The organism is Streptomyces sp. NPDC046261 (assembly GCF_040646235.1).
GTDB lineage: Bacteria > Actinomycetota > Actinomycetes > Streptomycetales > Streptomycetaceae > Streptomyces.
Genome location: NZ_JBEYZU010000008.1, coordinates 109,825 through 133,367, shown reverse-complemented (window position 1 = coordinate 133,367; position 23,543 = coordinate 109,825). Strand labels below are relative to the sequence as shown.

The following is a 23,543-nucleotide window of genomic DNA, read 5'->3' as shown; positions in this document are numbered from 1 at the left end:
GGTCAGTCCTGGGGCTTGGCGCTCGGGGAGGGGGTGACGGTGACGGTCACGGTGGGGGTCGGCTTGGGGGCCTCGGGTTTGGGCGGCAGGACGGTGTCGCGGGGGTCCTCGCGGGGCGGCTGGACGACGACGCCGACGAGGTCGAGCTTGCTGAAGCCGACGAAGGGCCGCACCTGCAGGGTGCGGGTGAGGCCGCCGCCGGAGGGCTCGACGCGGGTGACCTCGCCGACGGGGACGCCGGGGACGAAGGGCTTGTCGCGGCTGGAGCCGAAGGTGATCAGGCGGTCGCCCTCGCGGACGGCGGCCTTGCCGTTGAGGAGCTCCACGCGCAGCGAGCGGTCGCCCTGGCCGCCCGCGAAGCCGAGTTCGCCGGTCTTCTCCATGCGGGTGCCGACGGTGAACTTGGGGTCGCTGGCGAGCAGGACGGTGGAGGTGGTGGGGCCGACGGTGGTGACGCGGCCGACGAGGCCGTCGCCGTTGAGGACGGTCATGTCGCGCTTGACGCCGTCGTTGGAGCCGATGTCGATGGTGACGGTCCAGGAGAAGCCCTGCGCGGCTCCTATGGCGATGACCTGGGCGCCCTTGATGCCGTACTGGCCCCGGCCGGCGGTCTTGAGCATCGCGTCGAGCTCGCGCAGCCGGCCGCGGTTGCGGTCGTCGCTGCCCAGGCGCTGCTTGAGGGCGGTGTTCTCGCGCTCGAGCTCGGTGATGCGGTCGCTGCGGTCGCCGGAGTCGCGGACGGCGGCGATGGCGTCGCCCACCGGGTCGACGGCCGCGGCGACGCCCTGTTCCACCGGGCCGAAGACCGAGGCCGCGGCGTGCCGCGCGCCGTCGAGCGGGGACTGCTCACCGCCGCGGATGTCGACCGTGATCAGCGCGAAGGCGATCGCGATCAGCAGCACCAGCAGCAGCCGGCTCTCTCGTGTGTCCCTCACGTGCGGCGGCGGGCCCTTCTCGTCGGACCGCCGGGCTGCGGGTCCGGACGGTCATCGGGAGCGTTCTGCCTGTATATCAGTTTGTTTCCGCGCCGTCGGCGCGCCGTGGAGAGAGCGCCGCCGGCCGGGGCGGGGCGCCCTTTCCGTCACCGGCGGGGCTGGGCGTCCAGGACCTGCTGAAGCGCTTCGAACTCCTCGACGCACTTGCCGGAGCCGAGGGCGACGGAGTCCAGCGGGTCCTCGGCGATGTGGATCGGCATGCCGGTCTCGCGGCGCAGCCGCTCGTCGAGGCCGCGCAGGAGGGCACCGCCGCCGGTGAGAACGATGCCGCGGTCCATGACGTCACCCGAGAGCTCCGGCGGGCACTTGTCGAGGGTGGTCTTGACGGCGTCGACGATGGAGTTGACGGGCTCCTCGATGGCCTTGCGGACCTCGGCGGCCGAGATGACCACGGTCTTGGGCAGGCCGCTGACCAGGTCCCGGCCGCGGATCTCGGTGTGCTCGTCCTGTTCCAGGTCGTACGCCGAACCGATGGTGATCTTGATTTGTTCGGCGGTGCGCTCACCGAGGAGGAGGCTGTACTCCTTCTTGATGTGCTGGATGATCGCGTTGTCCAGCTCGTCGCCGGCGACCCGGATGGACTGCGCGGTGACGATGCCGCCCAGCGAGATGACGGCGACCTCGGTGGTGCCGCCGCCGATGTCCACGACCATGTTGCCGGTGGCCTCGTGGACGGGCAGCCCCGAGCCGATGGCGGCGGCCATGGGCTCCTCGATGATGTGCACCTGCCGGGCGCCGGCCTGGGTGGACGCCTCGATGACGGCACGGCGCTCGACGCCGGTGATGCCGGAGGGCACGCAGACCACGACGCGCGGGCGGGCCATCCAGCGGCGCTTGTGGATTTTGAGGATGAAGTAACGGAGCATCCGCTCCGTGATCTCGAAGTCGGCGATGACGCCGTCCTTGAGCGGGCGGACCGCGACGATGTTGCCCGGAGTTCGGCCGATCATCTTCTTGGCCTCGGCACCGACCGCGAGGATCCCACCGGTGTTGGTATTGATCGCGACGACTGACGGCTCGTTGAGGACGATCCCGCGGCCTCTGACGTAAACCAGCGTGTTGGCGGTCCCGAGGTCGACAGCCATGTCACGGCCGATGAACGACATGTTGTTCCCCATGAGGATACGTCTGGCCTTCCCAGTTTGAGCGATCGCTTACTTGAGGTCGGCAGGTGTGGTGCGCTGCGGGGCGCCGAGGCTTCATCGTAGTCTCGCCCACTCGAACGCGGTGCGAGGGTTCCTCCGCCATTGTGGGCGGAACACGAGCTGGCCCCAGTAATGGTGACGTCGTGTCGGAGTGAGAGGTTCCCTCGTTCGGTGCGGCATATGCCTGAGGGCGACCGAAAAGAAATCGGTCGCCCCTGATCAGAATGGACGTTCGGCTGATCCGGTATCAGGCGAGGCCGGGAAAGAAAATCTTGATTTCCCGCTCCGCGGACTCCGGGGAGTCCGAGGCGTGGATGAGGTTCTCCCGCGTGATGGTCCCGAAGTCGCCGCGAATCGAGCCGGGAGCGGCCGAGATGGGGTCGGTCGGGCCGGCCAGCGCGCGGACGCCCTCGATGACGCGCTCGCCCTCGACGACCAGGGCCACGACCGGGCCGGAGGACATGAAGCCCATCAGCGGCTCGTAGAAGTCACGGCCGACGTGCTCGGCGTAGTGCTGCTCGAGGGTGGCGCGGTCCAAGGTGCGCAGCTCCAGTGCCGCGATCGTCCAGCCGGCCTTCCGCTCGATGCGGCCGACGATCTCGCCGACCAGGCCGCGGCGGACGGCGTCCGGCTTGAGGAGGACGAGGGTGCGCTGGCTCATACTGCGGGCTCCTTGCGGCAGGCAAACGGATGCGGTGGGCCGAAGGGTACAGGGACGCCCCGGCCCACCGACAACCGGACTACGGGGCGTCGGCCGCGGCCGCGGCGGCGAAGCGCGCCTTCGCCTCGTCGACCTTGCGGCCGAAGTGGACCGAGGCCCACCACAGACCGGCGAAGACCGCGCCGAGGATGAACATCATCGGGACGACCAGGCCGCTGGCGATCAGGCCGATCTGCAGCAGCCAGCCCAGCTGGACGCCGCCGGGCCGGGTGAGCATCCCGCACAGCAGGACGCTCAGCACCATGGCGGTGCCGCTGACGGCCCAGACCGTGCCGGCGGACAGGTCGGAGGTCTGCATGGCGACCAGACCGGCGAAGCCGATGACGAAGAACTCACCGATCAGCGTGCTCGCGCAGAGCGTGCGCATCTCAGCCCCTTCCCAGCAGCAGCCGGGCCTCGCCGACCGTGATCACGGAACCGGTCACCAGCACGCCGGCGCCCGCGTACTCGCCCTCTTCCTCCGCGAGGGTGATCGCGGCCTCCAGGGCGTCGTCCAGGCGCGGCTCGACCTGGACGCGCTCGGAACCGAAGACCTCGACGGCGAGGGCGGCCAGCTCGTCCACGTCCATGGCCCGGGGGGTGGAGTTCCGGGTGACGACGATCTCGGCGAAGATCGGTTCGAAGGCTTCCAGCAGGCCGCGGACGTCCTTGTCGGCACTGGTGCCGACGACGCCGACGAGGCGGCTGAAACCGAACGCCTCGGTGACGCCCTCGGCCGCCGCCCGGGCGCCGGCCGGGTTGTGGGCGGCGTCCAGCACGACGGTGGGGCTGCGGCGCACGACCTCCAGCCGACCCGGGGAGGTGACCGAGGCGAAGGCGCGGCGGACGGTGTCGATGTCCAGGATGCGGGCGTGCTGCGAGCCGATGCCGAAGAACGCCTCGACCGCGGCCAGGGCGACGGCGGCGTTGTGCGCCTGGTGGGCCCCGTACAGCGGGAGGAAGACCTCTTCGTACTCGCCGCCCAGGCCGCGCAGGGTCAGCAGCTGGCCGCCGACCGCGACCTCGCGGGCGGTGACACCGAACTCCATGCCCTCGCGGGCCACGGTCGCGTCGACCTCGACGGCGTGCTTGAGGAGCACCTGCGCCGCGTCGACCGGCTGCTGCGCCAGGACGACGGTGGCGTCGGACTTGATGATCCCGGCCTTCTCCGTGGCGATGTCGCCGGGGGTGGAGCCCAGCCGGTCGGTGTGGTCGAGCGAGATCGGGGTGACCACGGCGACCGTGCCGTCGACGACGTTCGTCGCGTCCCAGGTGCCGCCCATGCCGACCTCGACGACGGCCACGTCGACGGGGGCGTCGGCGAAGGCCACGAAGGCCATGCCGGTGAGCACCTCGAAGAAGGAGAGCCGGAAGTCCTCGCGCTCGTCGACCATCCGGACGTACGGCTCGATGTCGCGGTAGGTCTCGATGAAGCGCTCGGCGGCGATCGGGGCGCCGTCCAGGCTGATCCGCTCGGTCACGGACTGCACGTGGGGGCTGGTGTAGCGGCCGGTGCGCAGGTCGAAGGCGGCCAACAGGGCCTCGATCATGCGGGCGGTGCTGGTCTTGCCGTTGGTGCCGGTGATGTGGATCGCGGGGTAGGCGCGCTGCGGCTGGCCGAGGATGTCCATCAGGGCTTCCATGCGCACCAGCGAGGGGTCCAGCTTGGTCTCGCCCCAGCGGCCCGCGAGCTCGCTCTCCACCTCGCGCAGCGCCCGGTCCACCTCCGGGTCCTCCGGCCGGGCCGGGACGCCGTCGCCCTGCGGGGGCCCGGAGTGGGCGCGCAGGGTGCGGCTGCCGGCCTCGATCACGGCGAGGTCGGGGTCGCGGTCGGTCTCGGCTTCGACGATCTCGGCGAACCGGTCGGTTTCACCGTTTTCGCCGGGTTCGGTATCGCCGTGGTCGTCGTTCAGGGGGCGCTCGCTCACGTGGCCCAGTCTACGGACCGGGGCGGCCGGGAGAGCGGGGGACCCGTCGGGAGCCGGCGCGGACATCAGGAGCGCGCGCATCCGCTTTGGCATACGGTTTTTCCGGAAGATCCCTTGAGTGAGTTTCGGCGGTGCGCGCGGAGGAGGGCCATGGGGTCCGAGGACCGGGACCGGCTCCAGGCGGTCCTGGAGGCGCTGCCGGCCGGCGCGCTGCTGCAGAGCCCGGCCGACGAGGTGCTGGCCGTCAACCGGCGCTTCGTCCGCATGTTCGACCTGGAGGGGAGGGCCGACCTCTCCCCCGGCGCCCCCATGCGGCCGGTCGCCCCGCTCGTCCGGGCCTTCTTCGCCCCCGGCCCCACCGGACCGGGCACCCCCGGCGAGCTGCTGGCCGGCCGCCATGTGCACCGGGTGGCCGAGATCCCGCTCGTCGACGGGCGGGTGATCCGCCGCCAGGTCGAGCCGCTGCGGCACGGCGAGGCATACCTGGGCTCCCTGTGGGTCTTCGCCGACATCACCGACGCCAAGCGGCGCGAGCACGACCTGGAGCGCGACAACCGCACGCTCACCGAGCTCGCCGGGCAGCGCAACGCCTTCACCGCCGCCGCCTCCCACGAGCTGCGCACCCCCCTCGCCTCGATCAGCAGCTTCGGCGAACTGCTGGCCGACCCCGCCTTCGGCACCCTCAGCACCGAACAGTCCTCGTTCCTGGACGCCATCCGGCGCAACGCCGAACGGATGCAGCGGGTGATCTCCGACCTGCTGCTCACCACCCGGATGCGGGCCGCCGGACCCGAGCTGGAGTTCGCACCCGTGGACGTACCGCACATGCTCGAGGACGCCGTCATGGAGCACATGGGCGCCATCGAGCGGGCGGGGCTGTTCGCCGTCCTCGACTGCGCGCCCGGCCCCGCCCTGCGCGGCGACCGCCACCGGCTCCAGCACGTGCTGGGGAACCTGCTGGAGAACGCCGCCAAGTTCACCCCGCCCGGCGGCCGCGTCACCGTCACCGCCGCGCCCCGCGGCGTCCACTGGGACATCGAGGTCGCCGACACCGGCATCGGCGTCCCCGAGCAGGCCCGCCACGAGATCTTCACCGGCTTCGTACGGGCCCCCAACGCCCGCTCCGGCGGCTACCCCGGCACCGGCCTGGGCCTGGCCATCGCCCGTACCGTCGTCGAGCTGCACGGCGGCACCATCACCGTCGGCGGCCGGGAGGGCGAGGGGGCGGTCTTCCGCATCCGGCTGCCCCTGGAAGGGCCGCCGCCCGGACCCGCGGCGAGGCCACGCCCATGACCCGCATCCTCCTCGTCGAGGACGACCCCGACCTCGCCCTCGCCCTGCGCGTCCTGCTCACCCGCGCGGGCTACGAGGCCGTACACGCCGACAACGGCCGCGACGCCCTGCGCCTGCTGTTCGCCGAGCGGCCGGGCCTGATGCTCCTCGACATCGGCCTGCCCGGCCTCGACGGCTGGGAGGTACTCGAACGCACCCGCGACCTGAGCGACCTGCCCGTCCTGCTGCTCACCGCCCGCGGCGCCGAGTCCGACCGGGTACGCGGCCTGCGCGCCGGCGCCGACGACTATCTGCCCAAGCCCTTCGGCAACGACGAGCTGCTCGCCCGCGTCGAAGCGCTTCTGCGCCGCAGCGCGCCCACCCGCTGGGCGGGCGACTCCTTCGGCGAGGACGGACTGCGGCTGGTGCCCGAACGGCGCTCGGCGGTGTGGCAGGGCCACGAGGCACGGCTGAGCGACATCGAGTACCGGCTGCTGCAGGTGCTCGTCCGCAATCGGGGCCGGGTGATCACCACCGACCAGCTGCTGGACCGGGTGTGGGACGACCCGGAGGGCACCGGCCGCGAACGGGTGAAGTTCGCGGTGCTGCGGCTGCGGCGCAAGCTGCGCCAGGCGGCCGGGGACGAGGCCGCCGACCCCCTGGAGGCCGTACGCGGCCTGGGCTACCGCTACCGCCCCGAGGGCGGCACCCGAGACGAAGGGGCAGAGGGGGCCGAAGGTCCCTGACCGGCGCGGGACCATGGTCCTCGATCATCGCTTCGCAACCGTCCGGCAACCGAAGACCCTCCTGACGCGCAACCGGGGCACCGCAGGCTCGTAGCCGTCCCCACCGCCGGCCTCAGGAGTCCCACCCGTGCTGTCCCTGCCCCCGCGTAGCGTCGCCATCGTTCTCGGCACCCGCCCCGAGCTCGTCAAGCTGACCGACCTCGTGCGCCTCCTGGGCCCCGCCGCCCACCTGGTCCACACCGGGCAGCACTACGACGAGGAGCTGTCGGGCCGCTTCCTGACCGAGCTGGGCCTGCCGGAGCCGACGTTCCTGACCGGCGTGGGCGGACAGCCGCGCGCGGTGCAGATCTCCGCCGCCCTCGCCCAGCTCGACACGCTCTTCACCGCCGAGCCGCCGCTGGCCGTCGTCGTCCAGGGCGACACCAACGCCGCCCTCGCCGGCGCGCTGGCCGCCAACGCCCGCGGGATCCCCCTGCTGCACGTCGAGGCCGGGCTGCGCAGCCACGACCGCGCCATGCCCGAGGAGCACAACCGCGTCCTGATCGACCGCATCGCCGACGTGCTGTGCGCCGCCACCGAGGACAACCGGGCCAACCTCCTCGCCGAGGGCATCGACGACGCCCGCATCGCCGTCACCGGCAACACCGTCGTCGAGGCCGTGGGCAACCAGCTCCCCGGCGCGGCGGAGCGCACGGCGCTGCTGGCCCGGCACGGCCTGGCCGCCGACGGCTACGTCCTGGCCACCGTGCACCGGCCCGAGAACACCGACTCCCCCGCCGCCCTGCGCGCCATCCTCACCGAGCTGGCCGCCCTGGCCGCCGCCGACCGCCCCGTCGTGCTGCCGCTGCACCCTCGCACCCGGGCCCGGATCGAGGCCGCGGGCCTCACGGACCTGCTGGCCCCGCTGACGGTGACCGCTCCCCTGGGCTACTCCGAGTTCCTGGCCCTGGCCCGGCACGCCGCGCTGCTGGTCTCCGACTCGGGCGGCATCCAGGAGGAGTGCACGGTGCTGGGGCGGCCCCTGGTGGTCGTACGGCGCTCGACGGAGCGGCCGGAGGCCATGGGCGACTTCGCGGACCTGGTCGAGCCGGGCCTCGCCATCGGCGAGGCGGCCCGCCGCCGGCTCGCCGAAGGCCCTGCGGGCCTGGCCCGGCTGGCGTCCCTGCCGAGCCCCTTCGGGGACGGGCTGGCGTCGGAGCGGATCGTCGGGCTGCTGACGGCGATCGCCGCCCCGCAGCGCCTGGTCGCTGCCGCCTAGTTCTTCCCCACCCCGCCCCTTCCCGCTGCATCCGATATGCGGCTCCGCCGCGTGGCGGGGCTCCGCCCCAGACCCCGGTCCTCAATCGCCGGACGGGCTGATTTTGTCGCCCGGAACCGGCGGAAAATCCAGCCCGTCCGGCGATTGAGGACAAGAAACGGTGAAAGGGCGGGACCGGGGCTCCTCCCCCACCACCCACGGAGCTTCGCCTTGTTCTCCCACCCCCTCCTGCTCGCCTTCCCCTTCTTCCTCCTCCTCTGCTTCCTGCTCTACTGGGCCGGCGCCCGCCACGCCTACACCCGCCGGCCCGAGGCCGAGAACGGTGACCCCGGCGCCTTCGACTGGCACTTCTTCGTCCCCTGCCGGGACGAGGAGGCCGTCGTCGGCACGACCGTGAGCCGGCTGCGCGCCGACCACCCCGGCGCCCATGTGTGGGTCATCGACGACGACAGCGACGACCGCACCGGCGCCATCGTCGCCGCCCTCGCCGACGAGGACCGCCGCGTGCACCTGGTGAGCCGGGTCCGCCCCCACGCCCGCCAGGGCAAGGGCGCCGCGCTCAACAGCGCGTACGACGAGCTGAACCAGTTCCTTTCCAAGGACACCGACCGCGAGCGCGTCGTGGTCTGCGTCATCGACGCCGACGGGCAGCTCGACCCGCGTGCCCTCGCCCGCGTCGGCGGCCCGCAGGGCTTCGGCGACCCGGAGATCGGCGGCGTCCAGGTCAGCGTCCGGATGCGCAACACCGACGACCCCCGCCCCCTCGGCGAGGACCGCGGCCGGCTCCGCAACGCCTTCGCCCGCCTCCTGGTGCGCATGCAGGACATGGAGTTCTCCGTCTCCAACGCCGGCATGCAGCTGCTGCGCGGCCGCACCGGCTCCGTGGGCCTGGGCGGCAACGGCCAGTTCACCCGGCTCTCCTCGCTGGACCGCATAGCCGCCGCCGAGCGCCGCCCCTGGCAGCGCGGCGCGCTGCTGGAGGACTACGAGCTGGGCCTGCACATGATCCTCAACGGTGACCGCATAGCCCACATAGCCGACACCTGGGTCTCCCAGGAGGGCCTGCCGCACGGCCGCCGCTTCCTCACCCAGCGCACCCGCTGGGCCCAGGGCAACCTGCAGTGCGTGCGCTACGCGCCGCGCATCGTCTCCTCGCGCCACTACGGCGGCAAGGGCGTCCTGGAGACGCTCTACACCTTCCTCCAGCCCGTCGCCCACCTGGTCACCCTCGCGCTGTGCGCGGTCATGTTCGTCCTCCTCGGCGTGAGCGCCGCGCGGGACGGCGTGGGCGAGGCGTTCGGCGGCATGCTGGCCCTGTGGCCGCTGGTGCTCGCGCTGGCCGTCGTCTCCGTGCTGCCGTTCGTGCTGTGGGGCCCGGTCTACCGCCGGGACCGCGCGCCGGGCCGCTCGATGCTGACCGCGCTGCTGTGGGGGCTGGCCCTGTGGCTGTACGCGTACCACCTCTTCCCCGCCTCCGCGCGCGGGTTCGTACGGATGCTGCGCGGCCGCAACGGCTGGGCCAAGACCCGCCGCAACGCCGAGCGCGTCGACTCCGGCCCGGTGGCCATCGAGGCGTAAGCGCATCCGGATGAGATCGGTCACAGAAGTGGCCGACGGGGCAACTTCCCGTGCCGTTCCGCCATCTGACCGCCGGTGATGTCTATGCCCGGAACGGTTCCGGGTGGCGGAACGGGAGCGTTGTGCGAATACCGCAAATCGGCAATCGGACGCACTTGCTGCTGCTCACCGCATGGGCGGCGCTCTGGTTTGTGATCGTCGAGCCCAGCGGCGGCTTTTCCTGGCACTACCTGCGCACCGGTGGCGAGCTGATCTACGGATCCTCGGGCGACGGCGGGCTCAACCTCTACGCCCGCCACCCCGAGCTGCAGATGGGCCCCATCAGCTTCCTCGTGGCGGGCCTGTTCAACCCCTTTCCCGCCGAGGTCGGGCAGGTGCTGGCCGAGGCGTTCATGTCCGTCCTCGGCCTGATGATCCTGGTCCTCGCCGGCCGCAGCGCCGCCCGGCACTTCCTGGGTACGGGCACCAACCACCAGCGGTTGCGGCAGCGCGTCCTCGTCGCGGGCCTGGCCTTCATCCCCATGTGGATCGAGGTCGCGGTCCGCTTCGCGCACCTGGACGACGTCCTCGCGCTGTTCTTCACCGCCCTGGCGGTCTATTACCTGACGCGCTGCAACGCGGCCGCGACCGGCATCTGCATGGCGCTGGCCCTCGACTCCAAGCCCACCGCGCTGGCCTTCCTGCCGCTGCTGCTCGCCCTGCCGAAGGAGCGGTGGCTGCGCGCGGGCCTGTGGTGCGTGGGTCTGGTGGCGGTGGCCTGGCTGCCGTTCTTCCTCGTCGACCCGCAGTCCTTCGCGGCGGCGAAGTTCACCATTCCCAACAGCCCCGCCTCCGCGCTGCGCTGGCTGGGCGGCAACACCCCGGTGACCCCCGACTGGGCCCGGCCCGCGCAGGCCGCCCTCGGCCTCGGGCTGGGGGCGATCGCCGTCTGGCGGGGCCGCTGGGCGGCGGTCGTGCTGCTGGGCGCCAACGCCCGTATCGTCCTCGACCCCAGCGTCTACACCTACTACACGGCGTCCGTCCTGCTGGGCACTCTGCTGTGGGACGTGTGCGGACAGCGGCGCCTGGTGCCGTGGTGGAGCTGGATCGCGCTGATCGTCCTCTACGGCAGCGTGTTCGTGGTGCCCGACGAGTCGGCCAAGGGCCTGATCCGGCTCGGCTTCGTGGCCGTGTCGACGGCGTACGTGCTGTTCGCGCCCGTACGGGACCGGCGCGACCGTAACCAGCACAGGCCCCTCGACCGGGTGGAAGAGGGGCCTGTGGAAGGGCCGTGGGGTCCCATGTGGGACCCGGGCAGGACTAAGCCTTGGGAAGCGCGTCCAACTGGGCGGTGATCCGCTCGATGTCGGCCTCGGCCGTCGCCAGGCGGGTGCGGATCTTCTCCACGGCCGCCTCGGCGGCCTTGGCCAGGAACGCCTCGTTGCCGAGCTTGGCCGTGGACTGGGCCTTGTCCTTCTCGGCCGCGGCCAGCGCCTTGGTCAGGCGCTTGCGCTCGGCCTCGACGTCGATCGTGCCGGACAGGTCGAGCGCCACGGTCGCGCCCGCCACCGGCAGCGAAGCGGTGGCGGCGAAGCCCTCGCCGGCCGGCTGGAGGCGCAGCAGCAGACGCATCGCGTCCTCGTGGGCCGCCAGGGCCGTGCCGGTCAGGTCCAGCTGGGCCGGGACCCGCTGGCCCGGCTGCAGGCCCTGGTCGGAGCGGAAGCGGCGGACCTCGGTGACGACCTGCTGGACCGTCGCGATCTCCTGCTCGGCCGCCGCGTCGCGGAAGCCGCTGTCGGCCGGCCAGTCGGCGATGACCACGGACTCGCGCCCGGTGAGCGCGGTCCACAGGGTCTCCGTGACGAACGGGACGACCGGGTGCAGCAGGCGCAGCGTGACGTCCAGGACCTCGCCCAGCACGCGGCGCGAGGCATCGGCCTCGGGGCCGCCCTTGGCGAAGGTGGCCTTGGACAGCTCGACGTACCAGTCGAAGACCTCGTCCCACGCGAAGTGGAAGAGCGTGTCGGAGAGCTTGGCGAACTGGTAGTCGTCGTAGTGCGCGTCCACCTCGGCGACGACGGAGTTGAGCCGGGAGAGGATCCACCGGTCGGTGGCGGACAGCTGCTCGGCGGGCGGCAGGTCGCCCTCGACCGTCGCGCCGTTCATGAGCGCGAAGCGCGTCGCGTTCCAGATCTTGTTGGCGAAGTTCCGCGAGCCCTGGACCCAGTCCTCGCCGATCGGCACGTCCACGCCCGGGTTGGCGCCGCGGGCGAGGGTGAAGCGGACGGCGTCGGAGCCGTACTTGTCCATCCAGTCCAGCGGGTTGACGGCGTTGCCGAAGGACTTCGACATCTTCTTGCCGAACTGGTCGCGGACCATGCCGTGCAGGGCGATGGTGTGGAACGGCGGGGTGCCGTCCATCGCGTACATGCCGAACATCATCATCCGGACGACCCAGAAGAAGAGGATGTCGTAGCCGGTGACCAGGACGGAGTTCGGGTAGAACTTCGCGACGCTGTCGGTCTTCTCGGGCCAGCCGAGCGTGGAGAAGGGCCACAGGCCGGAGGAGAACCAGGTGTCCAGGACGTCGGTCTCCTGGTGCCAGCCCTCGCCCGTGGGCGCCTCGTCGTCCGGTCCGACGCAGACCATCTCGCCGTTCGGCCCGTACCAGACCGGGATGCGGTGGCCCCACCACAGCTGGCGCGAGATGCACCAGTCGTGGAGGTTGTCGACCCAGCCGAAGTAGCGGGACTCCATCTCCTTGGGGTGGATGGCGACGTCGCCGTCACGGACCGCCTTGCTCGCGGCCTCGGCCAGCGGGCCGACCTTGACCCACCACTGCATGGACAGGCGCGGCTCGATGGTCGTCTTGCAGCGGGAGCAGTGGCCGACGGAGTGCTCGTACGGACGCTTCTCGGCGACGATGCGGCCCTCGGCGCGCAGGGCGCCGACGATGGCGCTGCGCGCCTCCATGCGGTCCAGGCCCTGGAAGGGGCCGTGCGCGGTGATGACGGCGCGCTCGTCGAGGACGGTGATGGACGGCAGGTCGTGCCGCTGGCCGATCTCGAAGTCGTTGGGGTCGTGGGCCGGGGTGACCTTGACGGCGCCCGTGCCGAACTCCGGGTCGACGTGCTCGTCGGCGACGACCGGGATGCGGCGGCCGGTGAGCGGCAGCTCGATCTCGGTGCCGACGAGGTGCTTGTAGCGCTCGTCCTCGGGGTGGACGGCCACGGCGGTGTCGCCGAGCATCGTCTCGGCGCGGGTGGTGGCGACGACGATCGAGGAGTCGCCTTCCCCGTAGCGGATCGAGACGAGCTCGCCCTCGTCGTTCTGGTACTCCACCTCGATGTCGGAGATGGCGGTCAGACAGCGCGGGCACCAGTTGATGATGCGCTCGGCGCGGTAGATCAGCTCGTCGTCGTAGAGCTTCTTGAAGATCGTCTGGACGGCCTTGGAGAGGCCCTCGTCCATGGTGAACCGCTCGCGGCTCCAGGCCACGCCGTCACCCAGACGGCGCATCTGCCCGGAGATCTGGCCCCCGGACTCGGCCTTCCACTGCCACACGCGCTCGACGAACGCCTCGCGGCCGAGGTCGTGGCGGGACTTGCCCTCCTTGGCCAGCTCGCGCTCGACCACGTTCTGCGTGGCGATGCCGGCGTGGTCCATGCCGGGCTGCCACAGCACCTCGTAGCCCTGCATCCGCTTGCGGCGGGTGAGGGCGTCGATCAGCGTGTGCTCGAAGGCGTGGCCCAGGTGGAGCGAGCCGGTGACGTTCGGCGGCGGGATGACGATCGTGTACGGCTCTTTGTCGCTCGCCGCGTCGGCCTCGAAGTAGCCCCGCTCCACCCAGCGCTCGTACAGCGGCCCCTCTACCTCGGCCGGCGCGTACTGGGTCGGCAGTTCGGGGGTGCTGTCGTTCGGCCCGCTGTCGGGGCGCTGAGTGTTATCGGTCACGGACGGAATTCTACGGGGCGGGGGTGACAGCTCACGAACCCGTTTCCGCCCTACGGCAGGGCGTGGACATGTCACCCGCAGTGTGCAGGGTCAGGACCTCGCCCTCGAAGAGGCCGCCAAGCGGGTGACGCGACTCCGGCAGGACGTACGCGTCGGGATCCGGCGACAACTCGGCGAATAGCGGAAATCGCCGAATCGACCGAAGTCGGAGCGAAGACTCCGCAATGCCGCATTTATCAAGATCAACAAATGTGGCTGGGCGTCAACTGTTCCAAAACCGTTGCGGCCCCGGGGTAAAGCGCCGGTAAGCGGTCCGGAAGGATGGCGCAGAACTGACGCGAGAGTTCCCGTAGCGAAAGAGACGCAGACACCGATGAGCTTCAACCAGCCGGGCCCGTACGGCCAGCCTCCCCAGCCGCCGCAGGGCCCCAACCCCTACGGCCAGCCCGGCTACGGCTACCCCCAGCAGCCCCCCGCCGCCCCCGCCTACGGCCAGCAGCCCCCGCCGCCCCCGTACGGCACCCCGCCGCAGCCGACCCCGGGCGGCTGGGGCCAGCCCCAGGCCCCCTACGGCCAGCAGCCGGGCATGCCGGGCCAGTACCCGCCACCGGTACCGCCGCAGCGCGGCGGCAAGGGCAAGGGCATCGCGATCACGATCGGCGCGGTCGTGCTGGTGGGCGCGCTGGGTGGCGCGCTGAAGTTCTTCGTGCTGGACGGGGGCGGCGGCGATGTGAAGCCGTACACGATGGTGATGCCGGAGTCGCTGCTGGGCGGGAAGTTCACGAAGGGCACCGGCACCCCGGGCAGCAACACCTCGGCCGACAAGTCCGAGGACATCACCAACGACAAGAGCGCCAAGGAGATGGGCATCTCCAACGGTACGGGCGTCAAGGGCACCTACACCAACCCTGAGAAGCAGATGCTCTCGGTCGTGGGCGCGTACGGCGAGCTCGCAGACCCGAAGAAGACGGTCGACGCCATGATCGCGAAGATGGACGAGAACGAGAAGAAGAACACAGCGAAGGGTGCCCAGATCCAGACGGTCACGGCCTGGACCGAGTTCTCGCCGAGCGGCTTCGACGGCGCGGTGATGAAGTGCGAGACCAAGAAGTCCACTTACGCCGTGGGCACCATTTCGAGCGAAGCAGAAGCCAGCGTCTGCATCTGGGCTGACTCGAGCGCTGTCGGCATGACCCGGCACATCGTCTCGAAGACGAATTCTCCCTACGGAGGCGCCACCGCCGCCGGCGGCAAGGTGATGTCGGCCCAGGAGTTCGCCGAGGCCACCGCCAAGATCCGCAACGAAGTCCGCAAGGAAAAGTAGGCCATGAGCCACAACCAGCCGGGCCCGTACGCCCCGCCGCCGATACCGCCCCAGCAGCCGAACCCGTACGGCCAGGGCTATGGCCAGGGTTACCCCCAGCAGCCGGCACCCGGCGGCTGGGGGCAGCCCCAGGCCCCGGGCCCGTACGGCCAGTACCCGCCGCCGATGCCGCCCCAGGGCGGCGGCAAGGGCAAGGTCATCGGGATCACGATCGGGGCGCTCGTGGTGGTGGGCGCCCTCGTGGGCGGGATCCTCTTCTTCACCGGTGGCAGCGACAGCGACGAGGTCGGCGGCGCCAACGGTGACGGTGGCGGGGTTCCCGCCAAGATGGCGCCGTACACGATCGAGATGCCGCAGACGCTGCTGGACGGGAAGTACACCAAGAGCAGCAGCCTCTCGTCGAGCAAGGACACCCAGGACCTCAGCAACGACGCGAAGGCCAAGGAGTTCGGCATCGCCAACGGGACCGGCAAGAAGGGTTCCTACACGAACAGCGAGAAGCAGCGGCTGAAGGTGACGGGTGTCTACGGAGACCTCGCTGACCCGGCGAAGACCGTGGACGCCTTGTTCGCCGACATGGAGAAGAACCAGGCGACGTACAAGGACCGCATCGAGACGGTCTCGGAGACCGCGGCGTACCGGCCGGCGGGCTTCGACGGTGTGTCCCTCAAGTGCAAGACGCAGCGGATCAAGAGCTCGGTCAGCAGTTCGTCCGTCACCGAGGTGAGCACCTGCATCTGGGGCGACGCCAGCGCGATGGGCATCGTCGAGCACCGGGTCGCCAAGTCGTCGGGGAGCTCGACGAGCTCGGCCACCGGGAACGTGATGTCCGCCAAGGAACTGTCCGAGGCCACCGTCAAGGTCCGCAACGAGGTCCGTAAGGCGAAGTAGCCGGTAGAGGCGCCGCCGCGAGGCCATGGCAGGATTCGCGGGTTGCCCTCACCCGATCAGCCGAAGCCCTCAGGGGGACCCCGATGAGCCACCACCAGCCGGGCCCGTACGCCCCGCAGCCGCTGCCGCCCCAGCAGCCGAACCCCTGGGGCCAGCCGCAGGCGCAGCAAGGGCAGCCCGGCTACGGCTACCCGCAGCAGCCCGGCCCGTACGGTGTGCCGCAGCAGCAGGCGCCGTACGGGTGGGGGCAGCAGCCGGGCGGGCCCGGCATGTATCCGCCGCCGGTGCCGCCGCACGGCGGTGGTGCGGGCAAGGGCATCGCCATCGCGATCGGCGTCCTGGTGCTGGTGGGCGCCATCGCGGGCGGCGGGTTCCTGCTGCTCGCCAGCCGTGGCGGCGGGGGCACCAGCTCGGTGCCGGATGACGGGAAGCGGTACAAGCTCACCACTCCCGACACCGTCGCGGGTGAGTTCAAGAAGGACACCGAGGACCCCGGCGAGGGGTTCGACTCCGGCGACATGGCCGAGCTCCGCGCGCTGGGGGTGGCGAACGCCGAGACGACCGGCGCCGACTACGAGGCCGGGGACGGCGAGAGCGGCCGGTACCTGCAGTTCAGCGGCGCCTGGGGCAAGGTCTCGAACCCCGAGCGGGTGGTGGACGGGTTCTTCGCGGCGAGCAAGAAGAAGCAGCGCGCCGAGGGTGGCGGCACCGTCGAACTCATCGGAAGCCCGCAGAAGATGACGCCGGCGGGGCTGGACGGCGCCGTGATGAAGTGCCAGAACGCCAAGTACGTGAACAGCAAGTTCAAGAACGGCATCACGATGCCGATCTGCTTCTGGGCCGACCGCAGCACCGTGGGCGTCACCATCCTCACCGACGCGTCGGCAGCCCTGGCCGGCAAGGACGTCCCGCTGAACGTAGCCGCCGACCTCACCGTGAAGGTCCGCACGGAGACCCGCGTCGAAATCCCGAAGTAAGCACCGGACACCCGTCCGAGGCGGCAACTTACTACCACGGAGGGGCGCCCCAGCCACTACGGCCGGGGCGCCCCTCCCTTCACGACTTTGCGCGCTACGCGCTCTTCTCGTGCCGCTCTCCCGGCTCGTTGCCGCGTGTGCGCGGCACCAGCGTCGGGTTGACGTTCGACTGCACCACGTCCGCCGTGATGACGACCCGCGCGACGTCCTTGCGGGACGGCACCTCGTACATCACCGACATCAGGACCTCTTCCATGATGGCGCGCAGGCCGCGCGCGCCCGTGCCGCGCAGGATGGCCTGGTCGGCGATGGCCTCGAGGGCCGGGCGGTCGAAGTCCAGTTCCACGCCGTCGAGTTCGAAGAGGCGCTGGTACTGCTTCACCAGGGCGTTGCGCGGCTCGACGAGGATCTGCAGCAGCGCCTCGCGGTCGAGGTTGTGGACGGAGGTGATGACGGGCAGTCGGCCGATGAACTCCGGGATCATGCCGAACTTCACCAGGTCCTCCGGCATGACCTCCTGGAACTGGTCGCTGGCCTCGATCTCGCGCTTGGAGCGGATCGTGGCGCCGAAGCCGATGCCCTTCGCGCCGGCCCGGGACTCGATGATCTTCTCGAGGCCGGAGAAGGCGCCGCCCACGATGAACAGGACGTTCGTCGTGTCGATCTGGATGAATTCCTGGTGCGGGTGCTTGCGGCCGCCCTGGGGCGGGACGGAGGCCGTGGTGCCTTCCAGGATCTTGAGGAGGGCCTGCTGGACGCCCTCGCCCGACACGTCCCGTGTGATCGACGGATTTTCGCTCTTTCGGGCGACCTTGTCGATCTCATCGATGTAGATGATGCCGGTCTCGGCCTTCTTGACGTCGTAGTCGGCGGCCTGGATCAGCTTCAGCAGGATGTTCTCGACGTCCTCGCCGACGTAGCCGGCTTCCGTCAGCGCGGTGGCGTCGGCGATGGCGAACGGGACGTTCAGCATGCGGGCCAGGGTCTGGGCGAGCAGCGTCTTACCGGAGCCCGTGGGGCCGAGCAGCAGGATGTTGGACTTCGCCAGCTCGATGCCGTCGTCGCGGTTGTGGCCGCCGTTCTCGCCGGCCTGGACACGCTTGTAGTGGTTGTAGACGGCGACGGACAGCGCCTTCTTGGCGGCTTCCTGGCCGACGACGTAGCCCTCGAGGAACTCGTAGATCTCACGGGGCTTGGGAAGCTCCTCCCAGCGCACTTCGGAGGTCTCCGCGAGCTCTTCCTCGATGATCTCGTTGCAGAGGTCGATGCACTCGTCGCAGATGTACACACCAGGACCCGCGATGAGCTTCTTCACCTGCTTCTGGCTCTTGCCGCAGAACGAGCACTTGAGCAGGTCGCCGCCGTCACCGATGCGTGCCACGAGGTGCTTCCCCTTCGCCTGGGATCCGCCTTGCTCTGCGGACCCGGGTGCTTGCCTATCGACGGTACCTTGCCGGGCCCCCCGTGCGGGCCCCCCTTGGCCCTACTCGGCCAAGGGAGAGCCCGTCGTCGGCGGCACGGTGGCCGGGACCGGGCCGGCCGGACTTCACCGGCCGGGCCTACCGGGAGGTGTCTGCCGGCGTGCGCCGGCCGACCGGTGGGTGAGACCGGTCAGACGGCCACGGACGACTTGCGCGTCGAGACGATCTGGTCGACCAGACCGTACGCGAGCGCGTCCTCAGCGGTGAGGATCTTGTCGCGCTCGATGTCGTCGCGGATCTTCTCGATCGGCTGGGTGGAGTGCTTGGCCAGCATCTCCTCCAGCTGGGTGCGCATGCGCATGATCTCCTTGGCGGCGATCTCCAGGTCGGAGAGCTGCTCGCGGCCCGTCTGGCTGGAGGGCTGGTGGATCAGCACGCGGGCGTTGGGCAGGGCCATGCGCTTGCCGGGGGTACCGGCGGCGAGGAGGATCGCGGCGGCGGAGGCGGCCTGGCCCATGCAGACCGTCTGGATGTCCGGCTTCACGAACTGCATCGTGTCGTAGATGGCCGTGAGGGCCGTGAACGAGCCACCGGGGCTGTTGATGTAGATCGAGATGTCGCGGTCCGGGTCCATCGACTCCAGGCACAGCAGCTGCGCCATGACGTCGTTGGCGGAGGCGTCGTCGATCTGCACGCCGAGGAAGATCACACGCTCTTCGAAGAGCTTCGCGTACGGGTCGTACTCACGCACGCCCTGCGAGGTGCGCTCGACGAAGCGCGGAACGACATAGCGGGCCTCGGCCTGCGGGCCCGTGTACAGGCCACTGGGGGACGAGATGTTCATGCGGGTGTTCACCATCCTGATGGCGGTCGGTGGGCTGGAATGCGGCTGCTGGCGGTACTGCCGGGGTCAGGCCCCGGTGCCGCCGCCGCCCGGAACGCCAGCGGCGTGCGTGATGATCTCGTCGATGATCCCGTACTCCTTGGCCTCGTCCGCGGTGAACCAGCGGTCGCGGTCGCCGTCGCGGATGATCGTCTCCACGGTCTGACCGGTGTGCGCGGCGGTGATCTCGGCCATGCGCTTCTTGGTGCGCAGCAGCTGCTCGGCCTGGATCTTGATGTCCGTGGCGGTGCCGCCGAGGCCCGCGGAGCCCTGGTGCATGAGGATGTCGGTGTTGGGCAGCGCGAAGCGCTTGCCGGCGGTGCCGCCGGTCAGCAGGAACTGGCCCATGGAAGCGGCGAGGCCCATACCGATGGTGACCACGTCGTTCGGGATGTACTGCATGGTGTCGTAGACGGCCATGCCGGCCGTCACCGAGCCACCGGGGCTGTTGATGTAGAGGTAGATGTCCTTGGTCGGGTCCGCGGCCAGGAGGAGCATCTGCGCCGTGATCTTGTTGGCGATGTCGTCGTCGACCTGCTGACCCAGGAAGATGATCCGCTCCCCGAGCAGCCGGTTGTAGACCTGGTCGCCGAGGCCACCACCGATGGCGATCTCACCGGCGGCGGAAGGCATCAGATTAGTCACGTATCCACCTGCTCGTCTCTGACGGCAACGGGCCGTCTCCGCGTCTTCTCTGGGGACCGGGGGGTGGCGTGGCCGGAACGGTCCGGCGCGCTGCCATGTCTCCCCTGCCCTCGTATCTACGGACCCTAACGCGCTGGTCGGCAGGCGCCATCCCGCATCAGTAACTGTTCGCTCTGAGCGCAGGTTCGGCCACGGCGCACAGGGGCCCCGGGGAACAGGACGGGCCCGGCCGCGGGGGCCCCGCCGGATGGCGGGGGCCCTCACGTCCGGGCCCGTCCTGAACACGCTCGGTACGGGGTCCGTACGAGGTCCGTACGAGATCCTTACGGGTCCGTACGAGGGAGCCTACGAGGAAGGCGAGGCTCAGGCCTCGGTCTTCTCCTCGGCGGCCTCGACCGTCTCGACGGCGGCCTCGGTCTCGTCCTCGTCGTCCTCGAGGTCGACGACCTCACCGTTGGAGTCCTTGACCGTGGCGGCCTCGACGACGGTCGCGAGGGCCTTGCCGCGGGCGACCTCGCCGACGAGCATCGGGACCTGGCCCTGCTCGACGACGGCCTGCGCGAACTGGTCGGGGCTCATGCCGGAGGACTGCGCACGGCGCATGAGGTGCTCGGTGAGCTCCTCCTGGCCGACGGAGACCTTCTCCTTGTTGACGATCTCGTCGAGGACGAACTGGGTCTTGATGCCCTTCTCGGCCTGCTCCTTGAGCTCGGCGTCGAACTCCTCGGCGGACTTGCCCTGCATCTCCAGGTACTTGTCCAGGGTCATGCCGATCTGGGCCAGCTGGTGGTTCTCGAGGTTGTGCTTACGAGTGTTGACCTCGTCCTCGAGCAGCTTCTCGGGCATCGGGACCTCGACGAGCTTCAGCAGCTCCTCGAGGACCTTCTCCTGGGCCTGGGTGGCCTGGTCGAACTTCTTCATCCGCTCGAGGCGCTTGCGGCTGTCCGCCTTGAGCTCCTCGAGGGTGTCGAACTCGCTCGCCATCTGGGCGAAGTCGTCGTCCAGCTCGGGCAGTTCACGGGCCTTGACGGACTTGACGTCGACCTTGATCTCGGCGTCCTTGCCCTCGGCGCTGCCGCCCTTGAGCTGCGAGGTGAAGGTGGCGGTGCCACCGGCCTCCAGGCCGGTCACGGCGTCGTCGATACCGTCCAGCAGCTGGCCGGAACCGATGGTGTAGTCGACGTCGGACGCGACGCCGTCCTCGAGGACCTCGCCGTCGACCTTGGCCTCCAGGTCGACGGTGACGATGTCACCCTCGGCGGCGGCGCGCTCGACCGGGGAGGTGGTGGCGAAGCGCTCACGCAGCTGCTCGACCGACTTCTCGACGTCCTCGTCGCTGACGGTGACGGCGTCGACGGTGACCTCGATGCCGGAGTAGTCCGGGATCTCGAGGGCCGGGCGGACGTCGACCTCGGCGGTGAAGGCCAGCAGCTCGCCGTCCTTCAGCTCGGTGATGTCGACCTCGGGCTGACCCAGCGGGTTCAGGTCGGCCTCGTTGACGGCCTCGGTGTAGAACTTCGGCAGCGCGTCGTTGACGGCCTCCTCCAGCACCGCACCGCGGCCGAACCGCTGGTCGATGACACGGGCCGGGATCTTGCCCTGGCGGAAGCCCTTCACCGTGACCTGCTGGTTGATCTTCTTGTACGCCGCGTCGAGGCTGGCCTTGAGCTCCTCGAAGGGCACCTCGACAGTGAGCCGAACCCGAGTCGGGTTCAGGGTCTCCACGGCGCTCTTCACGGTTCGGTCTCCTTGGGGCTGACTTCTGGGTTTCTGCTGCTCAGCGGGTGCTGATGTTCAGCGGACCGCGCCCGGTAGGAAGACACACAGACGCGCAGCTTGCATAGTAACCGCAAGCAGGATGGGCCCCACAATGTGATCTTGCTGGTCGGGGTGGCCGGATTCGAACCGACGACCTTCCGCTCCCAAAGCGGACGCGCTACCAAGCTGCGCCACACCCCGTCGGTGCGAGACGTAGGGTACATGCCCGGGAGGGCGTCGGTTGCCGTATTCGGGGCACGGGCACCCGGCACTCGGCGGCGCGGTCCGCCCGTGCACGGGGGTGATGTGCGACGCACCACCCCGACCCGCTACGATGCACAACGTGCCGCGCCACCTCCGGGTGTTCGACGGCGCGCGCGGGCGTAGCTCAATGGTAGAGCCCCAGTCTTCCAAACTGGCTACGCGGGTTCGATTCCCGTCGCCCGCTCCACCGCAACGCCTCCGGCCTTCGCCGGAGGCGTTCCGCGTTCCCGGGCATGCCCGGAAGGTCGCCCGGGACCGCTCAGAGCTTGATGTTGCTTATGGTCTCGGCGAGCGAGTTCAGGAACCTCGTGATCGACGGCGCCATGCCCGTGGAGGCGAGGAAGAAGCCGAAGAGGATGGCGACGATCGCCGGGCCCGCCTTGATGTTGTTGCTGCGGATCATCACCACCAGGACGATCGCCAAGAGCAGCACCACGGACAGTGAAACGACCACGACTGATCACACCTTCGCTCGGAGACGCCTGGCCGGGCCCGGGAGCCATGCCCTTCCGCACGCCCCCCACTCGCCACCATCGTGCCACCAACTCCCCTGCCAGGGCGATGCCGTGACGATTCATCGGGCTGTTACCAGGGGTTCTTGACGGTGGGTTCCGGCCGGAAACCACGCGGACGGAGCAGTTGTCCTACCGCGCGCCGGGCCAGGGGGCAGGGGTTTCACGAGATCACCTTCCGGGGCTAGGGTGCCTCGGATGTCCCCCACAGCCACCCCTGCCACGGTGGTACCCGCTCCCCTTCCGGCCGTCACCGCCGCCACGCCCGCCCCGGCGGCCCGCGACCCGTTCTTCGACAACGCCAAGTACCTGGCGATCGTCCTGGTCGCCCTCGGGCACGCCTGGCAGCCGCTCACCTACACCAGCCGCGCGGCGACGGCGCTCTATCTCGCGGTGTACATGTTCCACATGCCGGCCTTCATCCTGGTCTCCGGCTACTTCTCGCGGGGCTTCGACATGAGCCCGGCCAAGGTCAGACGGCTGATCACGGGCATAGCCGTGCCGTATGTGATCTTCGAGGTCGCGTACACGTACTTCCAGCACTGGGCGGAGGACGCGCCCGACGAGCCCATCTCGCTGACCAACCCTTGGTACCTGAACTGGTTCCTGGCCGCGCTGTTCGTCTGGCGGCTGACCACGCCGATCTGGAAGACGATCCGCTGGCCGGTGCCCGTCGCCTTCGCCCTCGCCGTCCTGGCCGCGTTCTCGCCCGAGATCGGCAGCGACTTCGACCTCCAGCGCGTCCTGCAGTTCCTGCCGTACTTCGTGATCGGGCTGCGTCTGCGGCGCGAGCACTTCGAGCTGGTGCGCCGGCGGTGGGTGCGGATCGCCGCCGTACCGGTCTTCGCGGGCACGGTGGCGGCCCTGTACTGGCTGGCGCCGCGGATGGAGGACGGCGACGAGTGGGTCTTCCACAACGCCAGCGTCCAGGACCTCCACGAGCCCCTGTGGGCCGCGCCCGTGATGACCTTCGCCCTCTTCGGCTGCGCGGCGGTGCTGATCGCCTGCTTCTTCGCCTGGGTGCCGGGCCGGGCCGTGTGGTTCACCGCGCTGGGCGGCGGGACCCTGTACGGGTTCCTGCTGCACGGCTTCCTGATCAAGCTGTCGCGGTGGTGGGAGTGGTACGACGCCGCCGAGTGGATCCGCCGGCCGGTGGGCGAGGTCGTGGTGACGGTGCTGGCGATCGCGATGATGACCGTGCTGTGCACCCGGCCGGTGCGGCGGGTGTTCCGCTGTGTCGTGGAGCCGCGGATGGAGTGGGCGTTCCGCGCCTCCGCCAAGTGAGGGCGCGCGTCACCCGAAGGAGGCCGCGG

Annotated in this window: 20 protein-coding genes and 2 tRNA genes; 10 read left to right on the top strand and 12 right to left on the bottom strand. The window is 70.3% G+C overall.

Features of this window, described 5'->3' with window-relative positions:
• Positions 1-2 precede the first annotated feature (2 nt).
• The 5 genes from mreC to ABZ956_RS17125 all read right to left on the bottom strand — a co-directional run bounded on the left by mreC (position 3) and on the right by ABZ956_RS17125 (position 4,768).
• A complete protein-coding gene (mreC, locus tag ABZ956_RS17145; RefSeq protein ID WP_361893541.1) occupies positions 3-935 on the bottom strand; it encodes a rod shape-determining protein MreC in 933 nt (310 codons plus the stop codon).
• A gap of 146 nt (positions 936-1,081) precedes the next feature.
• Complete coding sequence (locus ABZ956_RS17140) at positions 1,082-2,101, bottom strand: rod shape-determining protein (protein ID WP_004950903.1); 1,020 nt, start codon at positions 2,099-2,101, stop codon at positions 1,082-1,084.
• Between the two features lie 286 nt (positions 2,102-2,387).
• Complete coding sequence (gene ndk / locus ABZ956_RS17135; protein WP_361893539.1) at positions 2,388-2,801, bottom strand: nucleoside-diphosphate kinase; 414 nt, start codon at positions 2,799-2,801, stop codon at positions 2,388-2,390.
• A 79-nt stretch (positions 2,802-2,880) separates the two neighbouring features.
• Positions 2,881-3,228 (bottom strand): DUF4233 domain-containing protein, encoded by a 348-nt coding sequence (locus ABZ956_RS17130; protein ID WP_361893536.1) that lies wholly within the window; start codon positions 3,226-3,228, stop codon positions 2,881-2,883.
• Position 3,229: 1 nt separating this feature from the next.
• The gene (locus ABZ956_RS17125; RefSeq protein ID WP_361893533.1) at positions 3,230-4,768 is read right to left on the bottom strand and encodes a folylpolyglutamate synthase/dihydrofolate synthase family protein; all 1,539 of its coding nucleotides are present in this window, start codon (positions 4,766-4,768) and stop codon (positions 3,230-3,232) included.
• Positions 4,769-4,918: 150 nt separating this feature from the next.
• Here ABZ956_RS17125 and ABZ956_RS17120 point away from each other — a divergent pair, with 150 nt between their 5' ends.
• The 5 genes from ABZ956_RS17120 (at position 4,919) to ABZ956_RS17100 (ending at position 10,956) form a co-directional block, all read left to right on the top strand.
• Positions 4,919-6,061, top strand: a complete 1,143-nt coding sequence (locus tag ABZ956_RS17120; RefSeq protein WP_361893530.1) for a HAMP domain-containing sensor histidine kinase — start codon at positions 4,919-4,921, stop codon at positions 6,059-6,061.
• On the top strand, positions 6,058-6,786 hold the full coding sequence (locus ABZ956_RS17115) for a response regulator transcription factor (RefSeq protein WP_361893527.1): 729 nt from the start codon (positions 6,058-6,060) through the stop codon (positions 6,784-6,786). Before ABZ956_RS17120 ends, ABZ956_RS17115 begins: the two co-directional genes overlap by 4 nt.
• Positions 6,787-6,916: 130 nt before the next feature.
• Positions 6,917-8,044 carry a UDP-N-acetylglucosamine 2-epimerase (non-hydrolyzing) gene (gene wecB / locus ABZ956_RS17110; RefSeq protein ID WP_361893908.1) on the top strand — a complete coding sequence of 376 codons (1,128 nt, stop codon included), beginning with the start codon at positions 6,917-6,919 and terminating at the stop codon, positions 8,042-8,044.
• Positions 8,045-8,254: 210 nt separating this feature from the next.
• Positions 8,255-9,622: a glycosyltransferase gene (locus tag ABZ956_RS17105; protein ID WP_361893524.1), complete on the top strand. Its 1,368-nt coding sequence runs from the start codon at positions 8,255-8,257 to the stop codon at positions 9,620-9,622.
• A gap of 128 nt (positions 9,623-9,750) precedes the next feature.
• Complete coding sequence (locus ABZ956_RS17100) at positions 9,751-10,956, top strand: hypothetical protein (protein ID WP_361893906.1); 1,206 nt, start codon at positions 9,751-9,753, stop codon at positions 10,954-10,956.
• Here the strand turns inward: ABZ956_RS17100 and ABZ956_RS17095 are convergent.
• Positions 10,922-13,555, bottom strand: coding sequence for a valine--tRNA ligase (locus ABZ956_RS17095; RefSeq protein WP_361893521.1), 2,634 nt, complete (start codon positions 13,553-13,555; stop codon positions 10,922-10,924). The genes ABZ956_RS17100 and ABZ956_RS17095 overlap by 35 nt on opposite strands.
• 373 nt (positions 13,556-13,928) lie before the next feature.
• Between ABZ956_RS17095 and ABZ956_RS17090 the strand changes: the two genes are divergently transcribed.
• From ABZ956_RS17090 to ABZ956_RS17080, 3 genes are all read left to right on the top strand, one after another.
• Complete coding sequence (locus ABZ956_RS17090; RefSeq protein WP_361893518.1) at positions 13,929-14,879, top strand: hypothetical protein; 951 nt, start codon at positions 13,929-13,931, stop codon at positions 14,877-14,879.
• 3 nt (positions 14,880-14,882) lie between these two features.
• Positions 14,883-15,770 carry a hypothetical protein gene (locus ABZ956_RS17085; protein ID WP_361893515.1) on the top strand — a complete coding sequence of 296 codons (888 nt, stop codon included), beginning with the start codon at positions 14,883-14,885 and terminating at the stop codon, positions 15,768-15,770.
• 83 nt (positions 15,771-15,853) lie between these two features.
• Positions 15,854-16,747, top strand: a complete 894-nt coding sequence (locus tag ABZ956_RS17080; RefSeq protein ID WP_361893512.1) for a hypothetical protein — start codon at positions 15,854-15,856, stop codon at positions 16,745-16,747.
• 94 nt (positions 16,748-16,841) lie between these two features.
• Here the strand turns inward: ABZ956_RS17080 and clpX are convergent, their stop codons facing one another.
• From clpX to ABZ956_RS17055, 5 genes are all read right to left on the bottom strand, one after another.
• Positions 16,842-18,128: an ATP-dependent Clp protease ATP-binding subunit ClpX gene (gene clpX, locus ABZ956_RS17075; protein ID WP_086566545.1), complete on the bottom strand. Its 1,287-nt coding sequence runs from the start codon at positions 18,126-18,128 to the stop codon at positions 16,842-16,844.
• Positions 18,129-18,358: 230 nt separating this feature from the next.
• On the bottom strand, positions 18,359-19,027 hold the full coding sequence (locus ABZ956_RS17070) for an ATP-dependent Clp protease proteolytic subunit (protein ID WP_184347458.1): 669 nt from the start codon (positions 19,025-19,027) through the stop codon (positions 18,359-18,361).
• Positions 19,028-19,078: 51 nt separating this feature from the next.
• Positions 19,079-19,684, bottom strand: coding sequence for an ATP-dependent Clp protease proteolytic subunit (locus ABZ956_RS17065; protein WP_361893903.1), 606 nt, complete (start codon positions 19,682-19,684; stop codon positions 19,079-19,081).
• A gap of 375 nt (positions 19,685-20,059) precedes the next feature.
• Complete coding sequence (gene tig, locus ABZ956_RS17060) at positions 20,060-21,433, bottom strand: trigger factor (RefSeq protein WP_361893508.1); 1,374 nt, start codon at positions 21,431-21,433, stop codon at positions 20,060-20,062.
• 145 nt (positions 21,434-21,578) lie between these two features.
• Positions 21,579-21,655, bottom strand: a tRNA-Pro gene (locus ABZ956_RS17055).
• Between the two features lie 176 nt (positions 21,656-21,831).
• Here ABZ956_RS17055 and ABZ956_RS17050 point away from each other — a divergent pair.
• A tRNA-Gly gene (locus tag ABZ956_RS17050) sits at positions 21,832-21,905 on the top strand.
• Between the two features lie 72 nt (positions 21,906-21,977).
• On the opposite strand, the gene ABZ956_RS17045 is transcribed toward ABZ956_RS17050, so the two are convergent.
• Positions 21,978-22,172, bottom strand: coding sequence for a hypothetical protein (locus ABZ956_RS17045; RefSeq protein ID WP_071963363.1), 195 nt, complete (start codon positions 22,170-22,172; stop codon positions 21,978-21,980).
• A 256-nt stretch (positions 22,173-22,428) separates the two neighbouring features.
• Here ABZ956_RS17045 and ABZ956_RS17040 point away from each other — a divergent pair, with 256 nt between their 5' ends.
• Complete coding sequence (locus tag ABZ956_RS17040) at positions 22,429-23,514, top strand: acyltransferase family protein (protein ID WP_361893505.1); 1,086 nt, start codon at positions 22,429-22,431, stop codon at positions 23,512-23,514.
• The last annotated feature ends 29 nt before the right edge of the window (positions 23,515-23,543 follow it).